At 61.5% G+C, this 21,217-nt stretch carries 20 protein-coding genes; 14 read left to right on the forward strand and 6 right to left on the reverse strand.

Annotated elements, in window-relative coordinates:
- Window positions 1-81: 81 nt before the first annotated feature.
- The 14 genes from AAFN47_RS09820 (at window position 82) to AAFN47_RS09885 (ending at window position 14,523) form a co-directional block, all read left to right on the forward strand.
- Window positions 82-948, forward strand: a complete 867-nt coding sequence (locus tag AAFN47_RS09820; RefSeq protein ID WP_499809043.1) for an ABC transporter permease — start codon at window positions 82-84, stop codon at window positions 946-948.
- Complete coding sequence (locus AAFN47_RS09825; RefSeq protein ID WP_499809044.1) at window positions 948-1,733, forward strand: ABC transporter permease; 786 nt, start codon at window positions 948-950, stop codon at window positions 1,731-1,733. The genes AAFN47_RS09820 and AAFN47_RS09825 overlap by 1 nt, the downstream gene beginning before the upstream one ends.
- Window positions 1,734-1,771: 38 nt before the next feature.
- Window positions 1,772-2,911 (forward strand): extracellular solute-binding protein, encoded by a 1,140-nt coding sequence (locus AAFN47_RS09830; protein ID WP_499809045.1) that lies wholly within the window; start codon window positions 1,772-1,774, stop codon window positions 2,909-2,911.
- Window positions 2,912-2,986: 75 nt separating this feature from the next.
- On the forward strand, window positions 2,987-4,069 hold the full coding sequence (locus AAFN47_RS09835; RefSeq protein WP_499809046.1) for an ABC transporter ATP-binding protein: 1,083 nt from the start codon (window positions 2,987-2,989) through the stop codon (window positions 4,067-4,069).
- Window positions 4,066-5,418, forward strand: coding sequence for an aminotransferase family protein (locus tag AAFN47_RS09840; protein ID WP_499809047.1), 1,353 nt, complete (start codon window positions 4,066-4,068; stop codon window positions 5,416-5,418). Before AAFN47_RS09835 ends, AAFN47_RS09840 begins: the two co-directional genes overlap by 4 nt.
- 15 nt (window positions 5,419-5,433) lie before the next feature.
- Window positions 5,434-6,360: a 3,5-dioxohexanoate:acetyl-CoA acetone transferase gene (gene kce, locus AAFN47_RS09845; protein ID WP_499809048.1), complete on the forward strand. Its 927-nt coding sequence runs from the start codon at window positions 5,434-5,436 to the stop codon at window positions 6,358-6,360.
- A 2-nt stretch (window positions 6,361-6,362) separates the two neighbouring features.
- Window positions 6,363-6,860: a GNAT family N-acetyltransferase gene (locus AAFN47_RS09850; protein WP_499809049.1), complete on the forward strand. Its 498-nt coding sequence runs from the start codon at window positions 6,363-6,365 to the stop codon at window positions 6,858-6,860.
- A complete protein-coding gene (locus AAFN47_RS09855) occupies window positions 6,844-7,866 on the forward strand; it encodes a histone deacetylase family protein (RefSeq protein WP_499809050.1) in 1,023 nt (340 codons plus the stop codon). Before AAFN47_RS09850 ends, AAFN47_RS09855 begins: the two co-directional genes overlap by 17 nt.
- Window positions 7,867-8,046: 180 nt before the next feature.
- Window positions 8,047-8,751, forward strand: a complete 705-nt coding sequence (locus tag AAFN47_RS09860) for a FadR/GntR family transcriptional regulator (RefSeq protein ID WP_499809051.1) — start codon at window positions 8,047-8,049, stop codon at window positions 8,749-8,751.
- Between the two features lie 106 nt (window positions 8,752-8,857).
- The gene (locus AAFN47_RS09865; RefSeq protein ID WP_499809052.1) at window positions 8,858-9,994 is read left to right on the forward strand and encodes a sugar ABC transporter substrate-binding protein; all 1,137 of its coding nucleotides are present in this window, start codon (window positions 8,858-8,860) and stop codon (window positions 9,992-9,994) included.
- A gap of 85 nt (window positions 9,995-10,079) precedes the next feature.
- The gene (locus AAFN47_RS09870) at window positions 10,080-11,597 is read left to right on the forward strand and encodes a sugar ABC transporter ATP-binding protein (RefSeq protein ID WP_499809053.1); all 1,518 of its coding nucleotides are present in this window, start codon (window positions 10,080-10,082) and stop codon (window positions 11,595-11,597) included.
- Complete coding sequence (locus AAFN47_RS09875; protein ID WP_499809054.1) at window positions 11,594-12,637, forward strand: ABC transporter permease; 1,044 nt, start codon at window positions 11,594-11,596, stop codon at window positions 12,635-12,637. The genes AAFN47_RS09870 and AAFN47_RS09875 overlap by 4 nt, the downstream gene beginning before the upstream one ends.
- Before the next feature lie 8 nt (window positions 12,638-12,645).
- Complete coding sequence (locus AAFN47_RS09880; RefSeq protein WP_499809055.1) at window positions 12,646-13,596, forward strand: ABC transporter permease; 951 nt, start codon at window positions 12,646-12,648, stop codon at window positions 13,594-13,596.
- Window positions 13,597-13,617: 21 nt separating this feature from the next.
- A complete protein-coding gene (locus tag AAFN47_RS09885) occupies window positions 13,618-14,523 on the forward strand; it encodes an SMP-30/gluconolactonase/LRE family protein (RefSeq protein ID WP_499809056.1) in 906 nt (301 codons plus the stop codon).
- Here AAFN47_RS09885 and AAFN47_RS09890 read toward each other — a convergent pair whose 3' ends face one another.
- The 6 genes from AAFN47_RS09890 to AAFN47_RS09915 are packed head-to-tail and all read right to left on the reverse strand — an operon-like array spanning window position 14,524 to window position 21,137.
- Window positions 14,524-15,288, reverse strand: coding sequence for an ABC transporter ATP-binding protein (locus tag AAFN47_RS09890; protein ID WP_499809057.1), 765 nt, complete (start codon window positions 15,286-15,288; stop codon window positions 14,524-14,526).
- Window positions 15,281-16,084, reverse strand: coding sequence for an ABC transporter ATP-binding protein (locus AAFN47_RS09895; RefSeq protein ID WP_499809058.1), 804 nt, complete (start codon window positions 16,082-16,084; stop codon window positions 15,281-15,283). The genes AAFN47_RS09890 and AAFN47_RS09895 overlap by 8 nt, the downstream gene beginning before the upstream one ends.
- The gene (locus tag AAFN47_RS09900) at window positions 16,081-17,160 is read right to left on the reverse strand and encodes a branched-chain amino acid ABC transporter permease (RefSeq protein WP_499809059.1); all 1,080 of its coding nucleotides are present in this window, start codon (window positions 17,158-17,160) and stop codon (window positions 16,081-16,083) included. The genes AAFN47_RS09895 and AAFN47_RS09900 overlap by 4 nt, the downstream gene beginning before the upstream one ends.
- Complete coding sequence (locus AAFN47_RS09905) at window positions 17,153-18,025, reverse strand: branched-chain amino acid ABC transporter permease (protein WP_499809060.1); 873 nt, start codon at window positions 18,023-18,025, stop codon at window positions 17,153-17,155. Before AAFN47_RS09905 ends, AAFN47_RS09900 begins: the two co-directional genes overlap by 8 nt.
- 30 nt (window positions 18,026-18,055) lie before the next feature.
- On the reverse strand, window positions 18,056-19,219 hold the full coding sequence (locus tag AAFN47_RS09910) for an ABC transporter substrate-binding protein (protein ID WP_499809061.1): 1,164 nt from the start codon (window positions 19,217-19,219) through the stop codon (window positions 18,056-18,058).
- A gap of 46 nt (window positions 19,220-19,265) precedes the next feature.
- Window positions 19,266-21,137 carry an AMP-dependent synthetase/ligase gene (locus AAFN47_RS09915; protein WP_499809062.1) on the reverse strand — a complete coding sequence of 624 codons (1,872 nt, stop codon included), beginning with the start codon at window positions 21,135-21,137 and terminating at the stop codon, window positions 19,266-19,268.
- Between the last annotated feature and the right edge of the window lie 80 nt (window positions 21,138-21,217).

The following is a 21,217-nucleotide window of genomic DNA, read 5'->3' on the forward strand; positions in this document are numbered from 1 at the left end:
CTATAGCCTCGATTGGCATTATCTATTTGACCTATTGTTGCCTGCTCGGCACCATCAATGCAATCAAAAAAGGGGAAACGCATGACCGTCGAGGCGCGAGAAGCCCGACAACCATGGATCTTGTTGTCGCCGGCGCTGCTGGTGGTGACGCTTCTCCTGTTCGTACCCCTCCTGTTCATCGTCGTCTATTCGTTCTGGCTGCGGACGGCCACGGGCGCCGACGAGGTTGGCTTCTTTCTCGGCAACTGGCGGGAAGCGCTGGGCGATCCGTTCTATCGCGACATCCTGCTCAATACGCTGAAGATCGCTGCCGTCACCACCGTCGTATGCGCAGTGGCGGGTTATCCGGCCGCCTATTTCATTGCGCGTTCGAAGGGTAACAAGGCGATTCTGCTGCTCCTGCTCATGTTGCCGTTCTGGGTGAGCTACATCATCCGCACCATGTCGTGGATCAACATTCTCGGCGTGTCCGGCGCGCTCAACACGTTCCTGATGTGGACCGGCGTGATCAACGAGCCGATCCAGATGCTTTACAACGAGACAACCGTCATCCTCGGTCTCGTGCATTTTCTGATGCCGTTCATGATCCTGAACATCTTCGTCAGTCTCGACGGAATTGATCGTAATCTCGAAGACGCCGCAAATTCCCTCGGGGCGACGCGGATTCAGGGTTTCCGCGAGGTGACCCTGCCGCTGTCTCTCCCGGGCCTGGCGGCCGGCGGCCTTCTGTGCTTCGTTCTGGCCGCCGGCACCTACATCACACCACTTGTCCTCGGCGGTCCGTCCGACGCGATGTTCGCCAATCTGGTGTTCGAGGCGATCATCACCCAGCTCAACTGGCCGCTCGGTTCGGCGCTGTCGCTGATGCTGCTGGTCATCCTCGGCGCCCTCGTGCTGCTCTATAATCATTTCCTCGGCATGGCCCAATTGATGAAGGGGCTCGGCTGATGGGTTGGATGCTGATCCGGATGTGGGCCATTCTGGTCTATATTTTCATGTTCCTGCCCGTGGCGGTAGTTGTGCTTCTCAGCTTCAACGCCAGCCAGTTCGGAAGCTTCCCGATGACCGGCTTCTCCTTCCGCTGGTTCATCGAGCTTGCGAACAACGAGGCGATCCTGAGGGCTTTCCGCACTTCGATCATCCTCGGCGGCCTGACGGCGCTGATCTCCACTACGCTTGGCGTGCTCGCGAGCCTGGCGCTGATCCGATACAAGGTGCCGGGGCAAAACCTCATCAGTACGGTCCTGATCGCGCCCATTCTGGTGCCGGAGGTGGTTCTGGCCGTGGCGCTGCTCTTGTTCCTCAACTTCCTGTCGATCAACAAGAGCTTCGCCCTGCTGCTCTTCGGCCATGTCATCTTCACGCTGCCGTTCGTCATCCTTGTGGTACAGGCGCGGCTGGTTGGCATTCGGCGCGATATCGAGGAAGCGGCTCTCAGTCTCGGCGCGAACCCGGTTCAGACCTTCTTCCAGATAACATTGCCGCTGTTGTTGCCGGCAGTGCTTGCTGGCGGGCTCTTCGCCTTCACCATCAGTTTCGACGACATCACCGGCACCTTGTTCTGGAAGCCCGGCGGCGTCGAAACCGTACCCACGCAAATATTCGCGATGCTGCGCAACTCGATTTCTCCGGAGATCAACGCGCTCGGCACCGTGATGATCTTGCTCACCGTCGGACTGCCGGTTCTGGGGCTGGCGATCGCCCGATGGGCCTCGATGAAAAGCGGCGGCTGAACCCAGGAAACAATTTGACCGTCAATATGGAGATGAAAATGGACAGTACAAAGAGATACGAACGACTTCGCGAACGCTACATGAACGGCGACCTTGATCGGCGCACATTTCTTGGCCTGATTGGCGCTGCGAGCCTCGCCTACGGCGTTTCTTCGCCCTTCATCCGGGAAGCCAGCGCAGCGGTGGAAGAGGTCCGGTTCGATGGCTGGGGCGGCGTGGTCTCCGAGGCGTTTCGCAAATATGCATTCGATCCATTCACGGCTGAAACCGGCGTGAAGGTTGTCGACGGAACCTTCGGGGGTTCCGACGAGTATCTTTCCCGCGTCAAGGCGAGCCAGCCTGGCGAATACAACATCGCTCATCTTTCCGGCGTGTTCGATTACGCCCGCTACGCCCAACTCGGCCTCGCGTCAGACCTCAACACGGACAACATTCCCAATCTACAGTATGTCATCCCGAAGCTGACCGAAGTCTTCAGAAAGGTCACGGACGGAACGCTGTCTTGCGTTCCCTATGATTACGGCACCACCGGACTTGCCTATAACCGAAAGCACATCTCCGACGACGAGATGAAGGAAAAGGGCGCGAAGATCCTGCTTGACAAAAAGCTCAAGGGTAAGATTAGCGGCTGGAGCGACTGGCGCACCCGTATCTGGTACGCCTCGCTTCAGACAGACCAGGATCCGAACGGCGCCACCGACATGGACGCTATCTGGGAGGCCATTCGCGAGAACCGCGATCTGCTGCTCAAATACTGGAGCTCCGGCGCCGAACTGATGAGCCTGCTCGCCGAGGAAGAGGTTTATGTCACCGAAGGCTGGTCCGGCCGTATATACGCGCTTCAGGAACAGGGCCACGACATCGGCTACATGGACCCGCCGAACGGCTTCGGCTGGCAGGAGTGCCTGTTCGTGATCAAGGGATCGCCGATGCAGGAATGCGAAGAACTCCTCAACTTTATGCTGGCGCCTGAAACGTCGATCGCGGTGGCCGAGGGCCAGAACTATCCGCCGGCGCTGGACCCGACCAAGGTCGACCTCGGAAAGAAGATACCGACGCTGCCGGCCTTTGATCCGACCGGGACGCTGTCCGGCCTGACCTTCGCCGATCCCGCCTACTGGAACGGCCATGAACAGGAATGGTCGAAGAAGTTCGGACGTATCCAGAAAGGTTACTGATCCGGACCAACTGACTGGCGCCCGTCATTCCGGGCGCCGGTCGTCCTTCTCATCAACAACGCAGGATGCTGGACGTTGAGTGCCGTCTCCCTTACCGACATTGTCAAGCAATTTGGCGATTTCACCGCTGTTCACCGCATGTCTCTCGACATCGCCGAGGGCGGTTTCGTCACGCTCCTCGGGCCGTCCGGGTGCGGCAAGACCACGACGCTCAGGATGATCGCCGGGCTGCTCGATCCGAGCGAAGGCGAGATCGCCATCAAGGGCAAGCGGGTCAACGAGGTGCCGATCCACAGGCGCAATCTCGGCCTGGTCTTCCAGAACTATGCCCTGTTTCCCCACAAGACGGTGGCCGACAACATCGCTTTCGGCCTGAAATACCGCAATGTCCCCCGGGCAGACCGGGCGGCAAAGGTCAAGGAAGCGCTGGACCTCGTGCAGCTTCCGCATGTCGCCGACCGCTATCCGCGCGAACTTTCCGGCGGTCAGCAGCAACGTATCGCGCTTGCCCGCGCCATTGTGATCGAACCGGACGTGCTGCTGCTGGACGAACCGCTGTCGGCGCTCGACGCCAATCTGCGCGAGGACATGCGCGTGGAGCTGAAACGCATCCAGCATCGCATCGGCGTGACCACGGTCTTCGTCACCCACGACCAGTCGGAGGCGCTCGCCATGTCCGACGAAATTATCGTTATGTCGGCCGGCCGGGTCGAGCAGGCGGGTCCGCCCGAGGCCGTCTACAACACCCCGGCCAGCGAATTCGTCGCCCGCTTCCTCGGAGCGTCGAATGTCGTCGAGGCGCAATGCACCGGGCTCGATGGCCAGGAGATTGTCGTTGAAAGCGCCGATCTCGGAAAGCTTATCATTCCCGCCGACAGGGGGCCGCTCGTCAAGGCGAAAGGCCCGGTCAAGCTCGTCATTCGGGCCGAGAAGCTGGCGCTTGCCGGACCGGGCGCTGCAGAAAGCGCAAAGCACTTTGCGGCGAAGGTCGAGGCGGTCGACTATCAGGGCCAGGCGGCCCGCTACTTCATCCGCATCGGCGGCCTGCAACTCCAGGCAATCAACATGATCGACACCAGCCCCCATGCCGAGGGCGCTGACGTGTCCGTTGGCGTTCGTCCGCGCGATTGCACCGTTTTGCCGGGGAGCGGTGAATGAGCGAGCACCGCAAGAGCCATCTTTTCTACCAGACTCGTCACCGCCGGCCGGTCCTCGACCAGGCGCGGGGCGTCTATATGTGGGATGTCGAGGGAAAGCGCTATCTAGACGGCTCTTCCGGAGCGATGGTCTGCAACATCGGGCATTCCAACCCGCGAGTGCTGGAAGCCATGCGCCGGCAGATGGAGAAGTCGACTTTCGGATATCGGCTGCATTTCGAAACGGAAGCCGCCGAACAGCTTGCCGCTAAGACGGCGGAACTCGCGCCCGCCGGGATGGAGCGGGCGTTTTTCACATCCGGCGGATCGGAAGCCGTCGAAAGCGCCATCAAGCTTGCGCGCCAATACGCCGTGGCGCGCGGCGACAGCATGCGCTGGAAGGTCATTTCACGCTTTCCCAGCTATCACGGCGCAACGCTCGGGGCGCTGGCCGTTACCGGATATTCGCCGATGACCGTGCCTTTCGAGGCGATGATGCGGCCGATGCCCAAGATACCTGCGCCGCGGGCCTATCTTGACGGGCTCGATCCGGACGATGTCGCGACTGGCCGGCACTATGCCGCAATGCTCGAACAGAAGATTCTCGAAGAGGGATCGGAAACGGTTCTCGCATTCCTGGTTGAGCCAATCGGCGGCGCGTCGACCGGCGCGCTGGTTCCACCGGCCGGCTACATGCAGGCGATCCGGGAAGTCTGCGAGCGCCATGGCGTGCTGCTCATCCATGACGAGGTGATGTCGGGTGGCGGCCGGACCGGCAAATTCTTCGCCGCCGAACACTGGGACGTCGTGCCCGACATTCTGGTCGTGTCCAAAGGGTTCGCGGCCGGCTATGCGCCGCTCGGCGCCATGGCCGCCAGGGACGAAATCGTCGACGCCGTTCTCGACGCCGGCGGTTTCATCCACGGGTATACGTATGCCGGCAACCCGCTTGCCTGTGCAGCCGGTCTTGCGGTCATCGAGGAGATCGAGAGCGAGGACCTGATGTCCAACGCCATGCGGATCGGCAACCTTCTGAAACAACGGCTAGAGGGGCTGAAGCAACGCTTCGATTTCGTCGGTGATGTCCGTGGCGTGGGACTGCTGCTCGCCTTCGAACTGGTTACCGACCGTGTGACGATGAACCCGTTGCCGCGCGAACTGATGGCCTATGACCGGCTGGTCGAGATGGCTTATCAACGGGGCCTGATAATCTATTCGCGCCGGACGCGTGGCGGTTACGAGGGAGATCACTTCATGGTCTGTCCACCGGTGATCGCCACCGAAACCCATGTCGAGGAGATCATGGAAAACCTGACAGCCGCGCTGGAGGAGTTTTCGGCGCTCGTGACGGTAGATCGACGGATCGCCTGAGTTGGCCAAAGCAAAATGAGCAAAATCATCATTACATGCGCCGTCACCGGGTCCATCCATACACCGTCGATGTCGCCCTATCTGCCGGTGACGGCCGACGAGATCAGCCGCCAGTCGGTCGAGGCGGCTGAAGCCGGGGCGTCGATCCTCCATCTGCATGCGCGCGATCCCGACAACGGCCGGCCTTCGGCTGCGAACGGGCATTTCATGGGGTTTCTGCCGCGCATCAAGCAGGCTTGCGACGCCGTCGTCAATCTGACCACCGGCGGCAGCGCCCTGATGACGCTGGACGACCGGTTGGCCGCGCCCAAGGCCGCAGAACCTGAAATGTGTTCCCTTAATATGGGAAGCATGAACTTTGCGCTCTATCCGGCGGCCGCCCGGATCGATGAATGGAAGTATGACTGGGAGAAGCCGTTTCTGGAAGGATCGGACGATCTGGTCTTCAAGAACACGCCACGCGACATCGCCCACGTACTGGCCGAAATGGGGACGCGACGCGGCGCGCGCTTCGAATTCGAATGCTATGACGTCAGCCATCTCTATATGCTGCGCCATTTCGCGGATCGCGGCCTGATCGAGGCGCCCTGTTTCATCCAGTTCGTCTTCGGCGTCCTCGGCGGCATAGGCGCGGATACGGATAATCTGAGCCACATGAAGCATATTGCGGACAAGCTGTTCGGCGACGATTATGCATTTTCCGTGCTCGCGGCCGGACGTCACCAGATTCCATTGACGACGATGGCCGCTGTCATGGGGGGCCATGTCCGCGTTGGCCTTGAGGACAGCCTGATGATATCCCGGGGAAGGCTTGCAAAGTCCAATGCGGAACAGGTCGAGAAGATCCGTCGGATCGTGGAGGAACTGGGCCGCGAGGTGGCGACGCCTGCTGACGCCCGCGCCATGCTGGGTCTCAAAGGGGCCGACAGGACGGCGTTCTGACCATGACCTGTGACAAGATCAGGCCGGCGGCGATCGCAGATGTCGAGGCGCTCGACGCAGCGCTCCGGGACCTTTCGGCGCATATGGGCGATAGCCACAAGGCGACAGCCGACGATTTGAGGCGTGCAGGCTTCGGCGATCATCCGAGCTTCCGGGCGGTTGTCGCCGAACGGGACCAGACGATTTCGGGCGTCGCCCTCTATTCGCCCGTGTTTTCCACCGTGCGCGGCGCTTCCGGAATCTACGTTTCGGACCTGTGGGTGAGCGATGCTGTCCGCGGCTCAGGTCTCGGCCGGCGCCTGATGGCGGCCGCCTTCGACGATGCACAAAAGCGCTGGGGCGCGACCTACATCAGACTGACCGTCTATCACGACAACACGGGTGCGCGCGCCTTCTACGAGAGGCTCGGATTTATGGAGAACGACGAGGAACATTATCTGATCCTCTCCGGACAGCAACTGCAGGCACTTTCAGGGATAGACGATGAAGGCGATAGTTGATTCGCGCCAGGCGCGACACGATCCAAAACATTTCATGGCCAACGGCGCCATATTGCAGAATCCCGAACAGCCCCGCAGGGTCGAGGTGCTGCAGGCCGGGGCCGAAGCCGCCGGTTGTGTGTTCGAGGCGCCTGATGATCATGGTCAGGGTCCGATCGCGGCCGTCCATTCGCCAGAATATCTGGTCTTTCTGCAGACGATCCACGAACGCTGGACGCGGATCGAGGGCGCTTCCGAAGAGGTAATCCCCAATATTCATCCGGATAACCGCACCGCCAGTTACCCCCGATCGGCGGTCGGACAGGCGGGATTCCATCAGGCTGATACATCCTGTCCGATCTCTGCCGACACTTGGGCGTCGGCCTATTGGTCGGCGCAGACGGCCGTTTCCGGGGCGGCGGCGATCCTGGACGGAGAACGCGCCGTCTATGCGCTCTGCCGCCCGCCCGGCCACCACGCCTTCGGCGATATGGCGGGTGGCTTCTGCTTCCTCAACAACAGTGCCATCGCCACGCGCTATCTCGCCGACAAGGGGCTGCGGCCGGCGATCCTCGATGTCGATGTGCATCACGGAAACGGCACCCAAGGCATATTCTACCGCAACAGCGATGTCCTGACGGTCTCCATCCATGCGGATCCGATCCGCTTCTATCCCTTCTTCTGGGGTCATGCCCATGAACGCGGCGAAGGTGAAGGACTGGGCTGCAACCTCAACCTGCCGCTGCCTCGCGGTACCGACGACGGCGACTATATGCGGGTGCTCAGGACAGGCCTCGAGCGGATCGACGCTTTCGGCGCCGACGTCATTGTTGTGGCGTTGGGACTTGACGCCTACGAGAACGATCCGTTGCAGGGTCTGGCGGTGACCACGGGCGGCTTTGCCGCGATTGGCGGGGCCATTGCATCGTCAGGTCTGCCGACACTCCTCGTTCAGGAGGGCGGTTATCTCTGCGACGGTCTCGGTCCCAATCTTGCCAGCTTTCTGCAAGGCTTACAGGCGGCGTGAACTTCCCCTTTATTGTCCTACAATAATTCAGTTGCATCCATCATTCGCTGTCGAATATGTGTCAGTGAACAAACATTTGCGAGGTTGGTTGACAGAATTCACCCCGCTTACTACTTTCTTGGTCCCACAAATAGATCGTCAGGAATGATGAACGCGATTCCGGATTCAGGTGAACATACAATGGACAGTTCGGCCGGAACGGGAGCAGGATCGGCTGTCGATCAGGTCGTGACGGGAATCCGCAGCTACATATCCGAACAGGGTTTGTCCGTCGGAGACCGGCTGCCGACCGAACGCGAACTCTGCGAGCGATACAGTGCCGGGCGCAATACGGTCCGCGAGGCGATGCGCATCCTGAAAGCCTACGGCATGGTCGAGGTGCGGCCGAAGGTCGGAGCGACAATCTCGGACAATCGCATGGCGCGGGCCTTCGAACTCTTCGCCTTCAACACTATGGAAGTCTCGCGCAAGACCTTTTCGGACGTGCAGGCCTTTCGCGACCTGCTCGAGGTCGGCTCGGCCGAGATTCTGCTCGAACGTATTTGCGATGACGACATCGCCGAGATGCGAATGATCAATGCCGAGCTCGCTACCGTACAGGACCTGCACGATGCTTCGGAAATCGACTTTCGCTTTCACGTCCGGCTCATCTCGATCCTCGACAATGCGGCGATGCTCGACGTCTACACCGTGATGAAACCGGTGATTCTGAGGATCATGGAAAAGGGAAAGACGCGGCGGACCTTCAGGACCGACACTCTGGCCGAACACGAGGGTGTGGTGGATGCGCTGGAGGCGCGCGACCGCCTCGCTTTCCAGTACAAGCTCAGAAGCCATTTGAACTTTGGTTTCCGGCATTTCCGGGAAGAGATGGAGGTGGCCTGAGACACTGGCGCTGGAACGATCCTGCGCAGACGAAAATGCCAAGGCGGCATAGGAGGCGCCGTCGAGGTTTCATGAGCGCAACAGGCGCAACAAAGGGAGGAAGACCATGAAAGCACTATTGAAGTTCGCAACCGCAACGGCAGCGCTTGCGTTGTCCGCGCAACTGGCTGTGGCCGGTCCGGAGACTGTCTCCGGTCCCGGAGCAAATCCGGAATGCTTCGCGCCATGGAGCGATGACACGGCCTATCTCAAATGGGAAGGCAAGGAGGGCCCGTACCGGGTCGCGATCGTCAACGGGTTCGTCGGCAACACCTGGCGTATCCAGATGATCAAGACAGCCAAGGCCTTCGCAGAAGATCCATCGATCAAGGACAAGATTGCCGAGTTCAAGGTGGTGTCGACCGGCACCGATGCGCCGGCTCAACTCGGCGCCATCGAGGATTTTATCAACCAGGGGTTCGATGCGATCGTGACGATTGCCGTGTCACCTGACGGCTTCAACCGGGTGATCCGCCTTGCCGACAAGAACAATGTCGTGCTGGTTCCATTCGACAATGTGCTCGATACGGACAAGGTGATGCAGGTCAACGAGGACCAGCTTGCCATGGGCCGCACATGGGCCGAATTCCTGCTCAAGGAGCTGAAGGCCCAGGGCAAGACCTCCGGCAAGATCCTCGAGGTCCGTGGTCTGCCCGGCAACTCCGTGGACCGCGACCGCTCCGTCGGCATCCACGAGGTGCTCGACGGGTCCGGCGGCGATTGGGAAGTCGTACAGGTCGTCGGCAACTGGGATGATGGCACCGCACAGAAGGTGACTGCCGACGCCATAGCCGTCCACGGCCAGTTCGATGCAGTCGCGGCACAGGGCGGCACGACTGGCGTCGTGCAGGCCCTTATGGATGCGGACCATCCGATGGTTCCGATAGCCGGCGAATCCGAGAACGGCTACCGCAAACTGGTCGCCAAGCATGCCGATAACGGACTGAAAGGCATTTCCATCGGCCAGTCCCCGGGACTGGTGGCTATCGCCATGAAGGCGGCCGTCTCGGCGCTCGAAGGCAACCCAATGCCGCAGCTCATCTCGGTTCCGCTGCCGATCGCGACCTACGATCAGCTTGAGGACGGCACCAACTACTGGTCGGACCTGCCCGACAATTTCTTCACCGTCAACGAGTTCCCGCCTTGCGGCGTCAACATATCCGGTCCCGCCATCATGTCGCAGACCGAAGAAGACGTGAACTAGAAGAAGAAACGCCGTTGGTTCCGGGCATTCCGCCCGGAACCTTCATGTGCTGCAGTCAACGCCAGCTTGAAGCCGCAAAGGGGAGGTGTGGTTGAACGCTCCAATCGTCGAGTACCGGGGCATTTCCAAATATTTCGCGGGCATTCGGGCGCTCGAGAATGTCGATTTTTATTGTCGGCCTGGCGCCATCCACGGCATTCTGGGCGAGAATGGCGCGGGAAAGTCCACCCTGATCAAGATCATGTCCGGCGTGCTTTCTCCCGACGCAGGCGAGATGCTGCTGGAAGGTCGGCCCGTTTCCTTCTCCACTCCCGACCAGGCGACACGCAGCGGTATCGTCTGCATGTTCCAGGAATTGTCGCTCATTCCCGATCTGACTGTCGCCGACAATATTTCAATCTCCGATCCGCCTCGCAGGTTCGGCCTGATCGATCGGCGGCAACAGGTCCGTCGTGCGCAAGAACTGCTCGCACGGGTTCGCTGCGAGGATATAGATCCCAATGCACTGGTTCGCAACCTTTCCCTGTCACGCCGGCAGATGGTGGAGATCACCAAGGCGCTCGGTCGCAAGCCCAAGGTGCTGATCCTCGACGAAGCGACCTCTGCCTTGACCGCACGCGACGTACACACCGTTTATGATCTGCTCGCCGATTTGAGGGAACAGGGTGTGGCTATCCTTTTCATTTCCCACCGCATGCACGAGGTCGAGGCGCTGTGCGATACGCTCTCGGTGTTCCGCAACGGACAGCATATCGAGACCTTCGCCAAGGGAGACCATACCGATCGCGAGACCGTGCGGCTGATGATCGGTCGTGACGTCGAAGCACAGTTTCCGCCAAAGCCGGAACCGAGGCCGGTCGAGCCGCTGCTAAGTGTCACCGGTCTGAAATGGGAAAACCGGTTGAAGGGTGTGGACCTGTCGGTTGGACGCGGAGAGATCGTCGGTCTTGGCGGGCTGGACGGTCAGGGACAGAAGGAACTGCTTCTGGCGTTGTTCGGCGTGCTGCGCGGCGTCTCCGGCTCGGTCGAGATCGGCGGTCGTCGGGGAATTCCGTTGTCGCCCTTCGACGCCAGGTCCGGAGATGTGCCTATGGCTCTGGTGCCGGAAGACCGAAAGTCCGAAGGGCTGATGCTCGGCATGCCGATCTCCGACAATCTGCTTGCCGCGTCCTTCGGCAGGATATCGCGCGGACCGGTGATCGATCCCCGTCTTGCCGCAAAGGCCGTTTCCGATGCCGTCGCCAAGCTCAACATCAAGATCGGTTCGCCCTCCGATGCGGTGACGACGCTTTCCGGAGGCAATCAGCAAAAGATCGTTATCGCCAAGTGGCTGATGATCGATCCCGATATCATCCTCCTGAACGATCCGACCCGCGGCATCGACGTGGGGACCAAGCAGGAAATCTACCGCCTCATGCGGGAGCTCGCCGACGAGGGCAAGGCGATCCTTTTCTATTCTTCAGACTACGCCGAACTGATCGGCTGCTGCGACCGCGTGTCAGTCATTTATGACGGGAGTGTCGTGAACGAACTGGCGGGCGACGCGATTACCGAGGAGGGACTTGTCGCCTCCTCGCTCAATATCGATGTGGAAGCGGTATGACGGCCAGTTCCTTCCCCACCCGCTGGCTCAGGCAGAATCGCGGCTTTGCCGGCGCATTGGTGCTGGTGACACTGCTCTACATCACTTACAACATGATGCATCCGCGCGGCTTCTCGACTGCCGTCCTGGTGCAGAACGCCAATGAAGTCGTCGCCATCGCCTTCGTCGCCATGGCGCAGACCCTGCCGGTCCTCCTCGGGGGCCTTGATTTGTCCGTCGGTGCAATAATGACCCTGACGAACTGCATCGCCTCGGAAGTCGTCAACGGGACGCCGCTCCAGATCCTGTTCGGCATGTTTTTGACCCTGCTTGCCGGCACGGCCTTCGGAATGATGAACGGTCTGATCGTCGTCTATGGCCGGATCCAGCCGATCATTGCGACGCTCGCAACCGGCGCCGTTGCAATGGGCCTTGCCCTGTGGGTGCGGCCGAAGCCCGGAGGCGACGTCGACGAGGACCTGAACTGGGCGCTGACCAATTCCGTCTGGGACTTCTTCGACACCTACGGTCTCAACGCGGATGCGGTCTGGCTGAGACCTTTCGCCGACATTCCGGTGCCTCTCATCTTCCTTTTCGGTATCGCAATCCTCGTATGGGTGCCGTTTCGGCGTTCGGTCACCGGCAGAACCATCTATGCGATCGGTTCAGCCGAGGGCGCCGCCTATATGTCCGGCCTGCCGATCAACCGCGCGCGCATTGCGGCATTCACGCTGGGCGGGTTCTTCGCGGCCTGCGGCGGTCTCTATCTCGCGATCCAGACATCCTCCGGCAATGCCGACATCCAGCAGGCCGGAGCCTATACACTGAATTCCATTGCCGCCGTCGTTCTTGGCGGGACCTCGCTTTTCGGCGGCGTCGGCAGCGCGATCGGCAGCCTCGTCGGTGCGCTGATCCTGCGCGTCATCTCCTTCTATTTCCGAATTCTGTCCATCGATCCGTTGCTGCAGCCGCTGATCGAGGGTCTTGTTCTGCTGACCGCCGTCTCATTCGGCGCCTTTCGCACGCTGCGTGTCAGGAACAAGCTGGATCTGTTCAGATGAGGCCGTCCATGCTCAATCGCATTTCAGCGGAAAACAAACCGATCGTCATTTCGGCGATGTTCATCGTCGTGATCCTGATGGCAGGCACGGCTTACACCGTTTCGACGGCAGGCACGGCGCCGCTGCTTTCGCCGAATTACCTCCTGCAGCAATTGCAGACCGGGGCGTTCCTCGGCATCTGTGCGGCCGGCATGATGATGGTCATCCTGCTCGGCAATATCGACCTCTCCATTCCCTGGACCCTGGCGGCTGCCGCCATGATGGCGACTGCAGTCGGCGGCAGTCTCGCCGTGCCCACAGCGCTTGCGGTTGGACTTGCGGTCGGCCTGGTCAACGGTATCGGCGTAGCCTATCTGCGTATCCCGTCCATGATCTTTACCCTCGGCGTCGATACGGTGTTGCGCGGGCTGATGGTCGCCCATACCGGCGGGTTCGCACCGCAGGACGCTGCGACGCCACTGATGCTGTTCCTGGCGAAGGAGGATATTCTCGGCATTCCCGCCGCGATCTTCGTCTGGGCTGCCGTGTCTTTGGTCATTTTCGGTATCCTCACGCGCACCGGTTTCGGCCGCGCTCTTTATGCGACCGGGTCCCGGGAAGGGGCCGCTTTCCTGTCCGGTATCCGGACGCGTCTCGTCATCGTCGGCGCCTTCGTGATGTCCGGTCTTTGCGCATCTCTGGCGGGCGTGCTTTTGACAGGCTATTCCGCCAAGGCCTATCAGGGGATGGGCAACGCGTTCCTGCTTCCCGCCATCGCCGCCGTGGTGCTGGGAGGTACGCACATCCTCGGCGGACGAGGCCGATATGTCGGCACGTTGATCGGCGTGATCCTGATCGTGCTGCTCAATTCTGTGCTTTCAATCATGCAGATGCCGGAGGCAGGACGGCAGATCATATACGGGGCGGTGATCATCGGCATGCTGCTCGTGTATGGACGCAATGCACGGGTTACCTCGTGACGCGAGCAAGGGAGGAAAACGATGCCTGCATCCGATTATGTGATCTTCGACGAACGATTCCCAAAACTGATTCAAGGTAATGCCGGGCCGGAAGTACTGTGGGAGAAAGGACGATGGACGGAAGGACCGGTCTATTTCCCCGCCGGCCGTTACCTCATCTGGTCCGACATCCCCAATGACAGGATCCTGCGGTGGGACGAAATGAACGGCGCTGTGGCCTCGTTCGAACAGCCCTGTCGCAACCAGAACGGCCACACGCTTGATGCTCAGGGCAGGATGATCGCCTGCGAACACCGGGGCCGTTGCGTCAGCCGCTACGAGCATGACGGAACGCGCACGGTGCTGGCGGACAGCTATGAGGGCAAGCCCCTCAACTCACCCAACGACGTTGTCGTCAAGTCGGACGGGTCGGTCTGGTTCTCCGATCCCTCTTACGGCATCGACAGCGACTATGAGGGAGATGCCGCCCCGATGGAACAGGACGGCCGCCACGTTTACCGCATCGATCCGTCGGGTGGGATCAGCCGCATGATCTCCGACATGAAACAGCCGAACGGCCTCGCATTTTCACCGGATGAGAGCCTGCTCTATGTCGCCGACACCGGCCGCACCCATTTTCCGGACTGCGATCCGGTCATCCGCGCCTATCCCGTAAGCGGCGATGGACGCTCCGTCGGACCCGGAGCCGATTTCGTTACCTGCGACGAAGGCATCTTCGACGGCTTCCGGGTGGATACGAACGGTAACATCTGGTCGTCTGCCGGCGACGGCATCCATTGCTTTGCGCCGGACGGCGCCCTGCTCGGCAAGATCCTGATCGACGAGGTCGTTTCGAATGTCTGTTTCGGCGGGCCGAAACGCAACCGTTTGTTCATCTGCGCGACGACGACCCTCCGCTCGGTCTATGTGAACGCTCGCGGAATGTAGCTATTCCACGGTTCCCAGATAGGCGCTGACGACTGCTGGATCGTTCAGCACGTCGTCCGGCCCGCCGGAGGCGATCGTCCGGCCGTAGTCGAGCACATGCAGCCGGTCGGCCAGGTCCGACACCATCTGCATGTCATGTTCGATCCAGATCATCGGCAGGCCGAGATCGTACTTGACGCGGAGCAGGAAGCGGGCGAGGTCCTCGCGTTCGTCGCGATTGAGCCCCGCCGATGGTTCGTCGAGCAGCAGGAACTTCGGTTCCAGCGCCAGCGCCCGGGCGAAACCGGCGAGTTTCTGGATGCCGAAGGGCAGTCCGCCGACAGGCGCATGCCGGTAGCGCTCCAGTTCGACGAATTCGATGATGCGTTCGACGGCCTCGCGATGGGCGAGTTCCGCCCGGCGCACAGAGGGCAGGAACAGCGCCTCGGCGAACGGGTTTGTCTTGAACCGGGCGTGCCGGCCGGCAAGCAGATTATCGACCACGCTCATGTCGCGGAACATCTCGCCGTGCTGGAAGGTGCGGGCGAGACCTGCACGGGCGATCAAGTGCGGTTTCAGGCCTATGAGATCGCGTCCGTCGAAGCGGATCGAACCGGCGCTTGGAAGATAGATGCCGCTGATGCAGTTGAGCACGCTGGTCTTGCCGGCGCCGTTCGGGCCGATGAGGGCGAAGAGCTCACCGGGAGCGACGCTGAACGAAACGTCGTCCAGCACCTGCAGCCCGCCGAAGCGCAGGACGAGGCCGGATACGTCGAGCTCAGCCATACCACCTCCGGCTTCTGCGGTATTGTTTGACATCGCGGTAGCTGCGCCGGTTGCCGCTGGCCTGACCGAGATAGAATTCCTGGATGTCGGCATGGCCCGTCAGCCTCTCGGCGTCGCCGTCAAGGACGATCCGGCCGTTCTCCAGCACATAGCCGTAGTCGGCGATCCTGAGCGCCACGCCGGCGCTCTGTTCGACCAGCAGGATGCTGATGGCGAGTTCGTCGCGGATGCTGACGAGGCTCTGCGTCAGGCTTTCGACGGCGACCGGCGCAAGGCCGAGCGAAAGTTCGTCGATCATCAACAGGTCCGGCTCGCACATCAGTCCGGCTGCGATGGCCAGCATCTGCCGCTCGCCGCCCGAAAGCAGGCCGGCCTCACGTTTTCGCAACTCCTTCAGCTTCGGAAAGAAGTGATACGCGGCGTCGTCCCGGACGCGCGCGTCGCCGGACCGTCCGCGTCTGACGACGGCCTGAAGGTTTTCTGTCACGGTGAGGTTAGGGAAGACCTTGTCGCGCTCGGGAACGAGCGACAGTCCGCGCCGGGTGATCTCGTGCGGCGGCCGATTTTCGAGCCGGGTTCCGCGAAAGCGGACGGCGCCCTCGGTCACGCGTGCGTCGTCGAGACCGAGAAATCCGGAAATCGCTCTTAGCGTCGTCGTCTTGCCGGCCCCGTTGGTGCCGAGCAGGGCGACGATCTGGCCTTCCTTCACCGCGAGCGTCACGCCCTGGATCGCGGTGATCGCCCTTTGGTAGACGACTTCCAGCTTGTCGACCTCGAGCAGCGCCGTCCCGGTCACGAGGAGCCTCCGAGCGCCTTGTGTTTGAAAGGCCAGAGGAGGAAGTAGTTGCGGACCCTGCGCCATATCCCGACGAGTCCTTGCGGCTCGAAGACGAGAAACAGGATCATGACGAAACCGAAAGCTGCGTAGTTCACCGCAAACACCGAACCTGCCAGCCGGTCGGCGCCGGGCAGGGCGCTCATCAGACCCTCGATCAGATAGGGAAACAGCGTCACGAAGACGGCGCCCAGAAGCGCGCCGAGCAGGTTGCCCATGCCGCCGATGATGATCATCGCCACATACTGGATGGTCAGATAGAGCGAGAACGCCTCGATGGACACGAAGCCGCGATAATAGGCGAAGAGCGCGCCGGCGACGGACGTCATGGCGGAGGAGATGACGAATGCGAGAAGCTTGTAGCGCGCCATGTCGATGCCGAGCGCCTCGGCGACAGTCTCGTTGGAATGGATCGCCCGCCAGGCGCGCCCGGAGCGCGAACGCATCAGATTGATCGATACGAGAAGCGCAATCCCCGCGGCGGCCGCCAACACGAAATACCAGATGCGCGGCGCGTAGATCTCAAAACCGAAGACGACGGGAGGATCGACCAGGATGCCGGTGGAATAGCCGCGGCGGGTTTCGTATTCGCCGCCGAGATAAACGACGACGAAGTGCAACGCCAGCGTCGAGACGGCGAGATAGAGCCCGCGCAGTCTGAGCGACGGCAGGCCGAAGACGACGCCAAGCACCGCGCCCGTTACGGCGGAAGCCGGTATCGTGATCCAGAAGGGCGCCGCCGTCTCCTTGTAGAGAATGCCGGCGGTAAAGGCGCCGGCCGCCAGCAGTCCGGCGTGGCCGAGGCTGATCTGGCCGGCGATGCCGGTCAAAAGCATCAGGGCGAGCGCGCCGATCGACGCCAGGAAGACCTGTGTCGCAAGGTCCACGTAGAAAGGCGAGGCGAGGAAGGGAAAGCCGATCAGAAAGACCGCGAAGACAAGGGTCATCGCTTTAGCGAACCGGGTCTCGATCAGACGGAATTCGTCGGCGTAGCTGCGGCGGAAATGGCCGCTGGCGGACGGCAGCGGCTTAGACACGGTCGAGTTCCTCCCGGGTGCCGAACAATCCCCACGGCCGGATCACCAGCATAACGATGAGAACGATGAATGGCACGACGTCCGCAAGCAGCGGATCGATGAAGCGAATGACGCCGACTTCCGCTCCGGCGATGATGAGCGCGCCGATCAGTGCTCCGACGAGGCTGTCGAGCCCGCCGACAAGGGCCGCCGGAAAGGCCTTCAGCCCAATCATCGTCATGGTGCTGTCGAGGCCGGAATCGAGCGCGATCAGCATGCCGGCGATGGCGCCGGTAAAGGTCGACAGACCCCAGGCGAGTGCGAAGACGGCGTGCAGGTTGATGCCGCGCTGGGCGGCGAGCAGTGGGTTCTGCCCCGCCGCGCGCATGCGGATGCCCCAGCGCCCGAACCGCAGAAAGAGAAACAGCCCGCCGTAGACGAGGACGGTGGCGACGATCAGCAGACCGGAATAGAGCGAGATGCGGGCGTCGCCCGGCAGCACGATGACGGGATTGTCCCAGCCAAGCATGGCGCGCGGATGCTGCTGCTGCGCCGACCAGAAGAGCACGATGAGGCCTCGGATCAGGATACCGAGCGCCACCGTTGTCAGGACGGCGGCCAGCACTGTCTCTCCCGTCATTCGACGCATGAGAAACAGATAGACCATGCCGCCGACAGCAAGGCTCATCACTGCGGCGAAGACGACGGCCATCAGAGGACTGGCGGCAAAAGCCGAAGCTGTCGCCACCAGCAGATAAGCGCCGAGCATCATCAATTCGCCATGGGCGAGATTGAGGACCCGGCTGACCCGGTAGATCAGCACATAACCGCAGGCGATCAGGGCGTAGATCGCCGCAAGCACCATGATATTGACTACGAATTGCAAGCGATCCGCCCCGATTACTCTGTGCTGAACTTACTGGACGTCGAAGGGCGTCCAGTCCTGGACGGTCTCGATGCTTCCGCTGTCCGGGTTCCAGCGATAGACCCGGTAGTTCTGCTGTGTGCGGAAGTGGTTGTCGGCGGTCCATTCCAGCGGTCCGCCGCGCAGACCCTGCATGTCGACGCTGATGTTCGACATGGCTTCGCGAACGGATTCGGCCGATGTCGGATCGCTTGCGGCCTTCAGGGCAGCTTCGATGACCATGCCGGCGATCCAGCCTTCGGTCATCTGGTTGGCGGGATAGCTGGAGCCTTCGGCCGCCGACGTAATGTCCGCCATGACCGGAAGACCTTCCGAAAACAGGGCGTTGGCGCCGACGACGAAGAATTCCGGATCCTTGACGCGTTCCAGTTCGCCTTCCGCTTCCAGATGCGCATAGGCGAGGTAATCGCCTTCCCAGCCAAGCCGGCGCAATGCCTCGAAGGTCTTGATCTGCGCGACCCAGGGCGCCCAGGACCAGACCCATTCGGCGTCCGCATTGTTGATGTTCGTTGCGAATGGCGTGTAGTCGGGCGTCGGCGGCGGCGTGATTTCCTTGGAGACAGGCGTCATGCCCATTTCCTTGCCGAGTTCCTCGGCGAAGTCGATCTCGCCGCGGGAAACCGGTATCGCCATGGCGTGCAGCCCCAGCTTCACATCGGCGCCCGACTTGTCCTCGATAAAGCTAAGAGCGGCGCGGCTGTCATACTTGGCGCCGAAAGCCGTCGTGCAGAACAGGTTCGGGTCGGCCGGCGGAAAAACCTCGGCCGGGCAGACGGACGCCGCAAACAGCAGCGGGACGCCATTGCGCTTTGCCTCGGCGATCGTCGGCGCATAGGTCGACGACAGGCTGGAATTGATCATCATCGCCACATCGTCCTGGGTCAGGAACCGTTTGGCGTTGGCGGCGGCCTTGGACGGCTCGGCGCCGTCGTCCTGAATGAGCAGCTCGATCGGCTTTCCGTCGACGCCGCCGGCTGCGTTGACCTTGTCGATATAAAGCCGCAGACCTTCAACCGCCGGCGCATAGGTGCCGGCGACCGGCCCGGTCAGCGCTCCCGTCAGGCCAATCTTCACGCTTTCCTGGGCGTTTGCGGACGACACGGCGAAACCCGCCGTCGCCAGTCCCAGAACGGCTATCCATTTCTTCATCATCATGCTTCCTCCCTTTGTGTCGCGACCGGACATGGCCGCGATTGTCGTGCTACTCCCCGACAGCGGCCGCGACCATTCGCTCTTCCCTGTCGTCATACATCTCGTCGACAAGCGTCTTGAACCGCTCGTACATCTGCGTGCGCTTGACCTTGCGCGTCGGCGTCACCGGCTCGCCTTCCTCCTCAGGGTCGAGAACCTTGGGCAGGATCCGAAACTGCTTGATTTGTTCGACGCGGGCGAGTTTCTCGTTGCCGCGCGCGATCTCGCCTGCGATGAGGTCCCGCGTACGCGGATTTTCCGCGAGATTGGTAAAGCCTGAATAGGCGATGTCGTTGGCGCGCGCCCAGTCCGACACCATGTCGAAATCGATCTCGACGAGCGCCGCCAGATATTTCCGTCCGTGACCGAAGACGATGATTTCGCTCAGATAGGGGCTCGCCCGCATGACGTTTTCGACATAGGCCGGCGAAATTGTTTTGCCGCCGGAGGTCACCAGGAAATCGCGGGCCCGGTCGATCAGGCGCAGGGCGCCGTCTTCGAGCTTGCCGATGTCTCCGGTTTTCAGCCATCCGTCTTCAGTGAAACTTTCGCGCGTCGCCTCTTCGTTGTTCCAGTAGCCGTCGAAAAGGTCCGGGCTCGAGACCTGGATTTCGCCGTCATCGGCAAGCCGCGCCTCCCATCCTTCGGGAACCGTGCCCACGGTCCCCGGTCGGAAGAACGGCCCTTTCTGACCGGCGATGATGCCGCCGGCTGTCTCGGTCTGGCCGTACATCTCGACGACATTGACGCCGTATATCTGCCACAGCGTCGCCGTCTCCGCCGGCAGCGGCGCGCCGCCGGAAATGACCAGCTCCAGCTTGTCGAAGCCGAGTTTGTTCAGGATCGGTCGAAAGACGAAGACCCACGCCAGTTTGAACGCGGCGGCGTCGGCCGTTGAATAGTCGCCCTCCCATCGCGCCTCCGCGATTGGGCGGGCGCGGCGCATCGCAAATTCATAGGCGCCGCGTTTCAGGCCGGACGAGTTGGAAATGCCGACCAGGATCTGCGAGGCGAATTTCTGCAGATAGCGCGGCACGGAAAACAGTATTGTCGGCGCGACCTCGAAGATCGTGGTCGCAAGGTCCTCGACGTCTTCGCTATAATGCGGGACGAGCCTGGAACAAAGCGGCAGCGTCAGCGCGATGTCGCGGCCAAGCACATGGCACAGCGGCAGAAACGCGACGGTCCGCTGTTCGCGCTCCCGCAGCATTGGATAGTGGTTGACGATGTTGTAGGTCGCCGCCAGGTGCTTGCCGTGACTGACAACAGCGCCTTTTGGCGCGCCCGTCGTCCCGGACGTGTAGACGATGAAGGCCGGGGCTTCGGGGTCCAGCTCTCCGGCTTTTCTCTCAAGCCAGTCGATCCCTGCGCTTTCGGCGTCCACGAGGTTCCGCCAAGTCTTCAGCCGCGGATCGTCATAGTCAAACAGGGCCGTGTCGTCGATGACCACGATATGCTGCAGGTCCGGCAGCCTGTCCGCCACGGCGAGCAGCTTGTCGACATATTCCTGATCTTCGGAAACGAAGGCGGAGGCGCCGCCGTCGCGCATCTGGTACTCGACCTCTTCCGTGGAGGCAGTCGGGTAGATGCCGTAGGTAATGCAGCCGATCGCCTGTGCGGCGAGGTCGGAGATCGCCCATTCCTCGCAAGGGTCGCCCATGATCGCGACCCGGTCTCCCTTGCGGAGGCCAAGCTTTTTGAACGCCGCCGCGCAACGCGCGACCGCCGCCGCATAGTCGGTCCAGGAACGTTCGCGATATATGCCGAGTTGCTTGGCGCGAAAGGCCGCGCCGGAAGGGTCGCTCCGGGCGCGTTCGCACAACAGCGCCGGCGCAGTGGTTCGCCGCAATGTCTCGTAGCTATACGCAGACGCTTCCATCATCTCCCGGCGTCCAGCCAAGTTCCTCCGAGCTTGTTCTATACCGCAGCCAGAGCTAAAATTCTATAGCTCTATAAAATTTT

Origin of the sequence: Hoeflea sp. CAU 1731, from assembly GCF_039888615.1 — a bacterium.
Classification (GTDB): Bacteria; Pseudomonadota; Alphaproteobacteria; order Rhizobiales; family Rhizobiaceae; genus Flavimaribacter.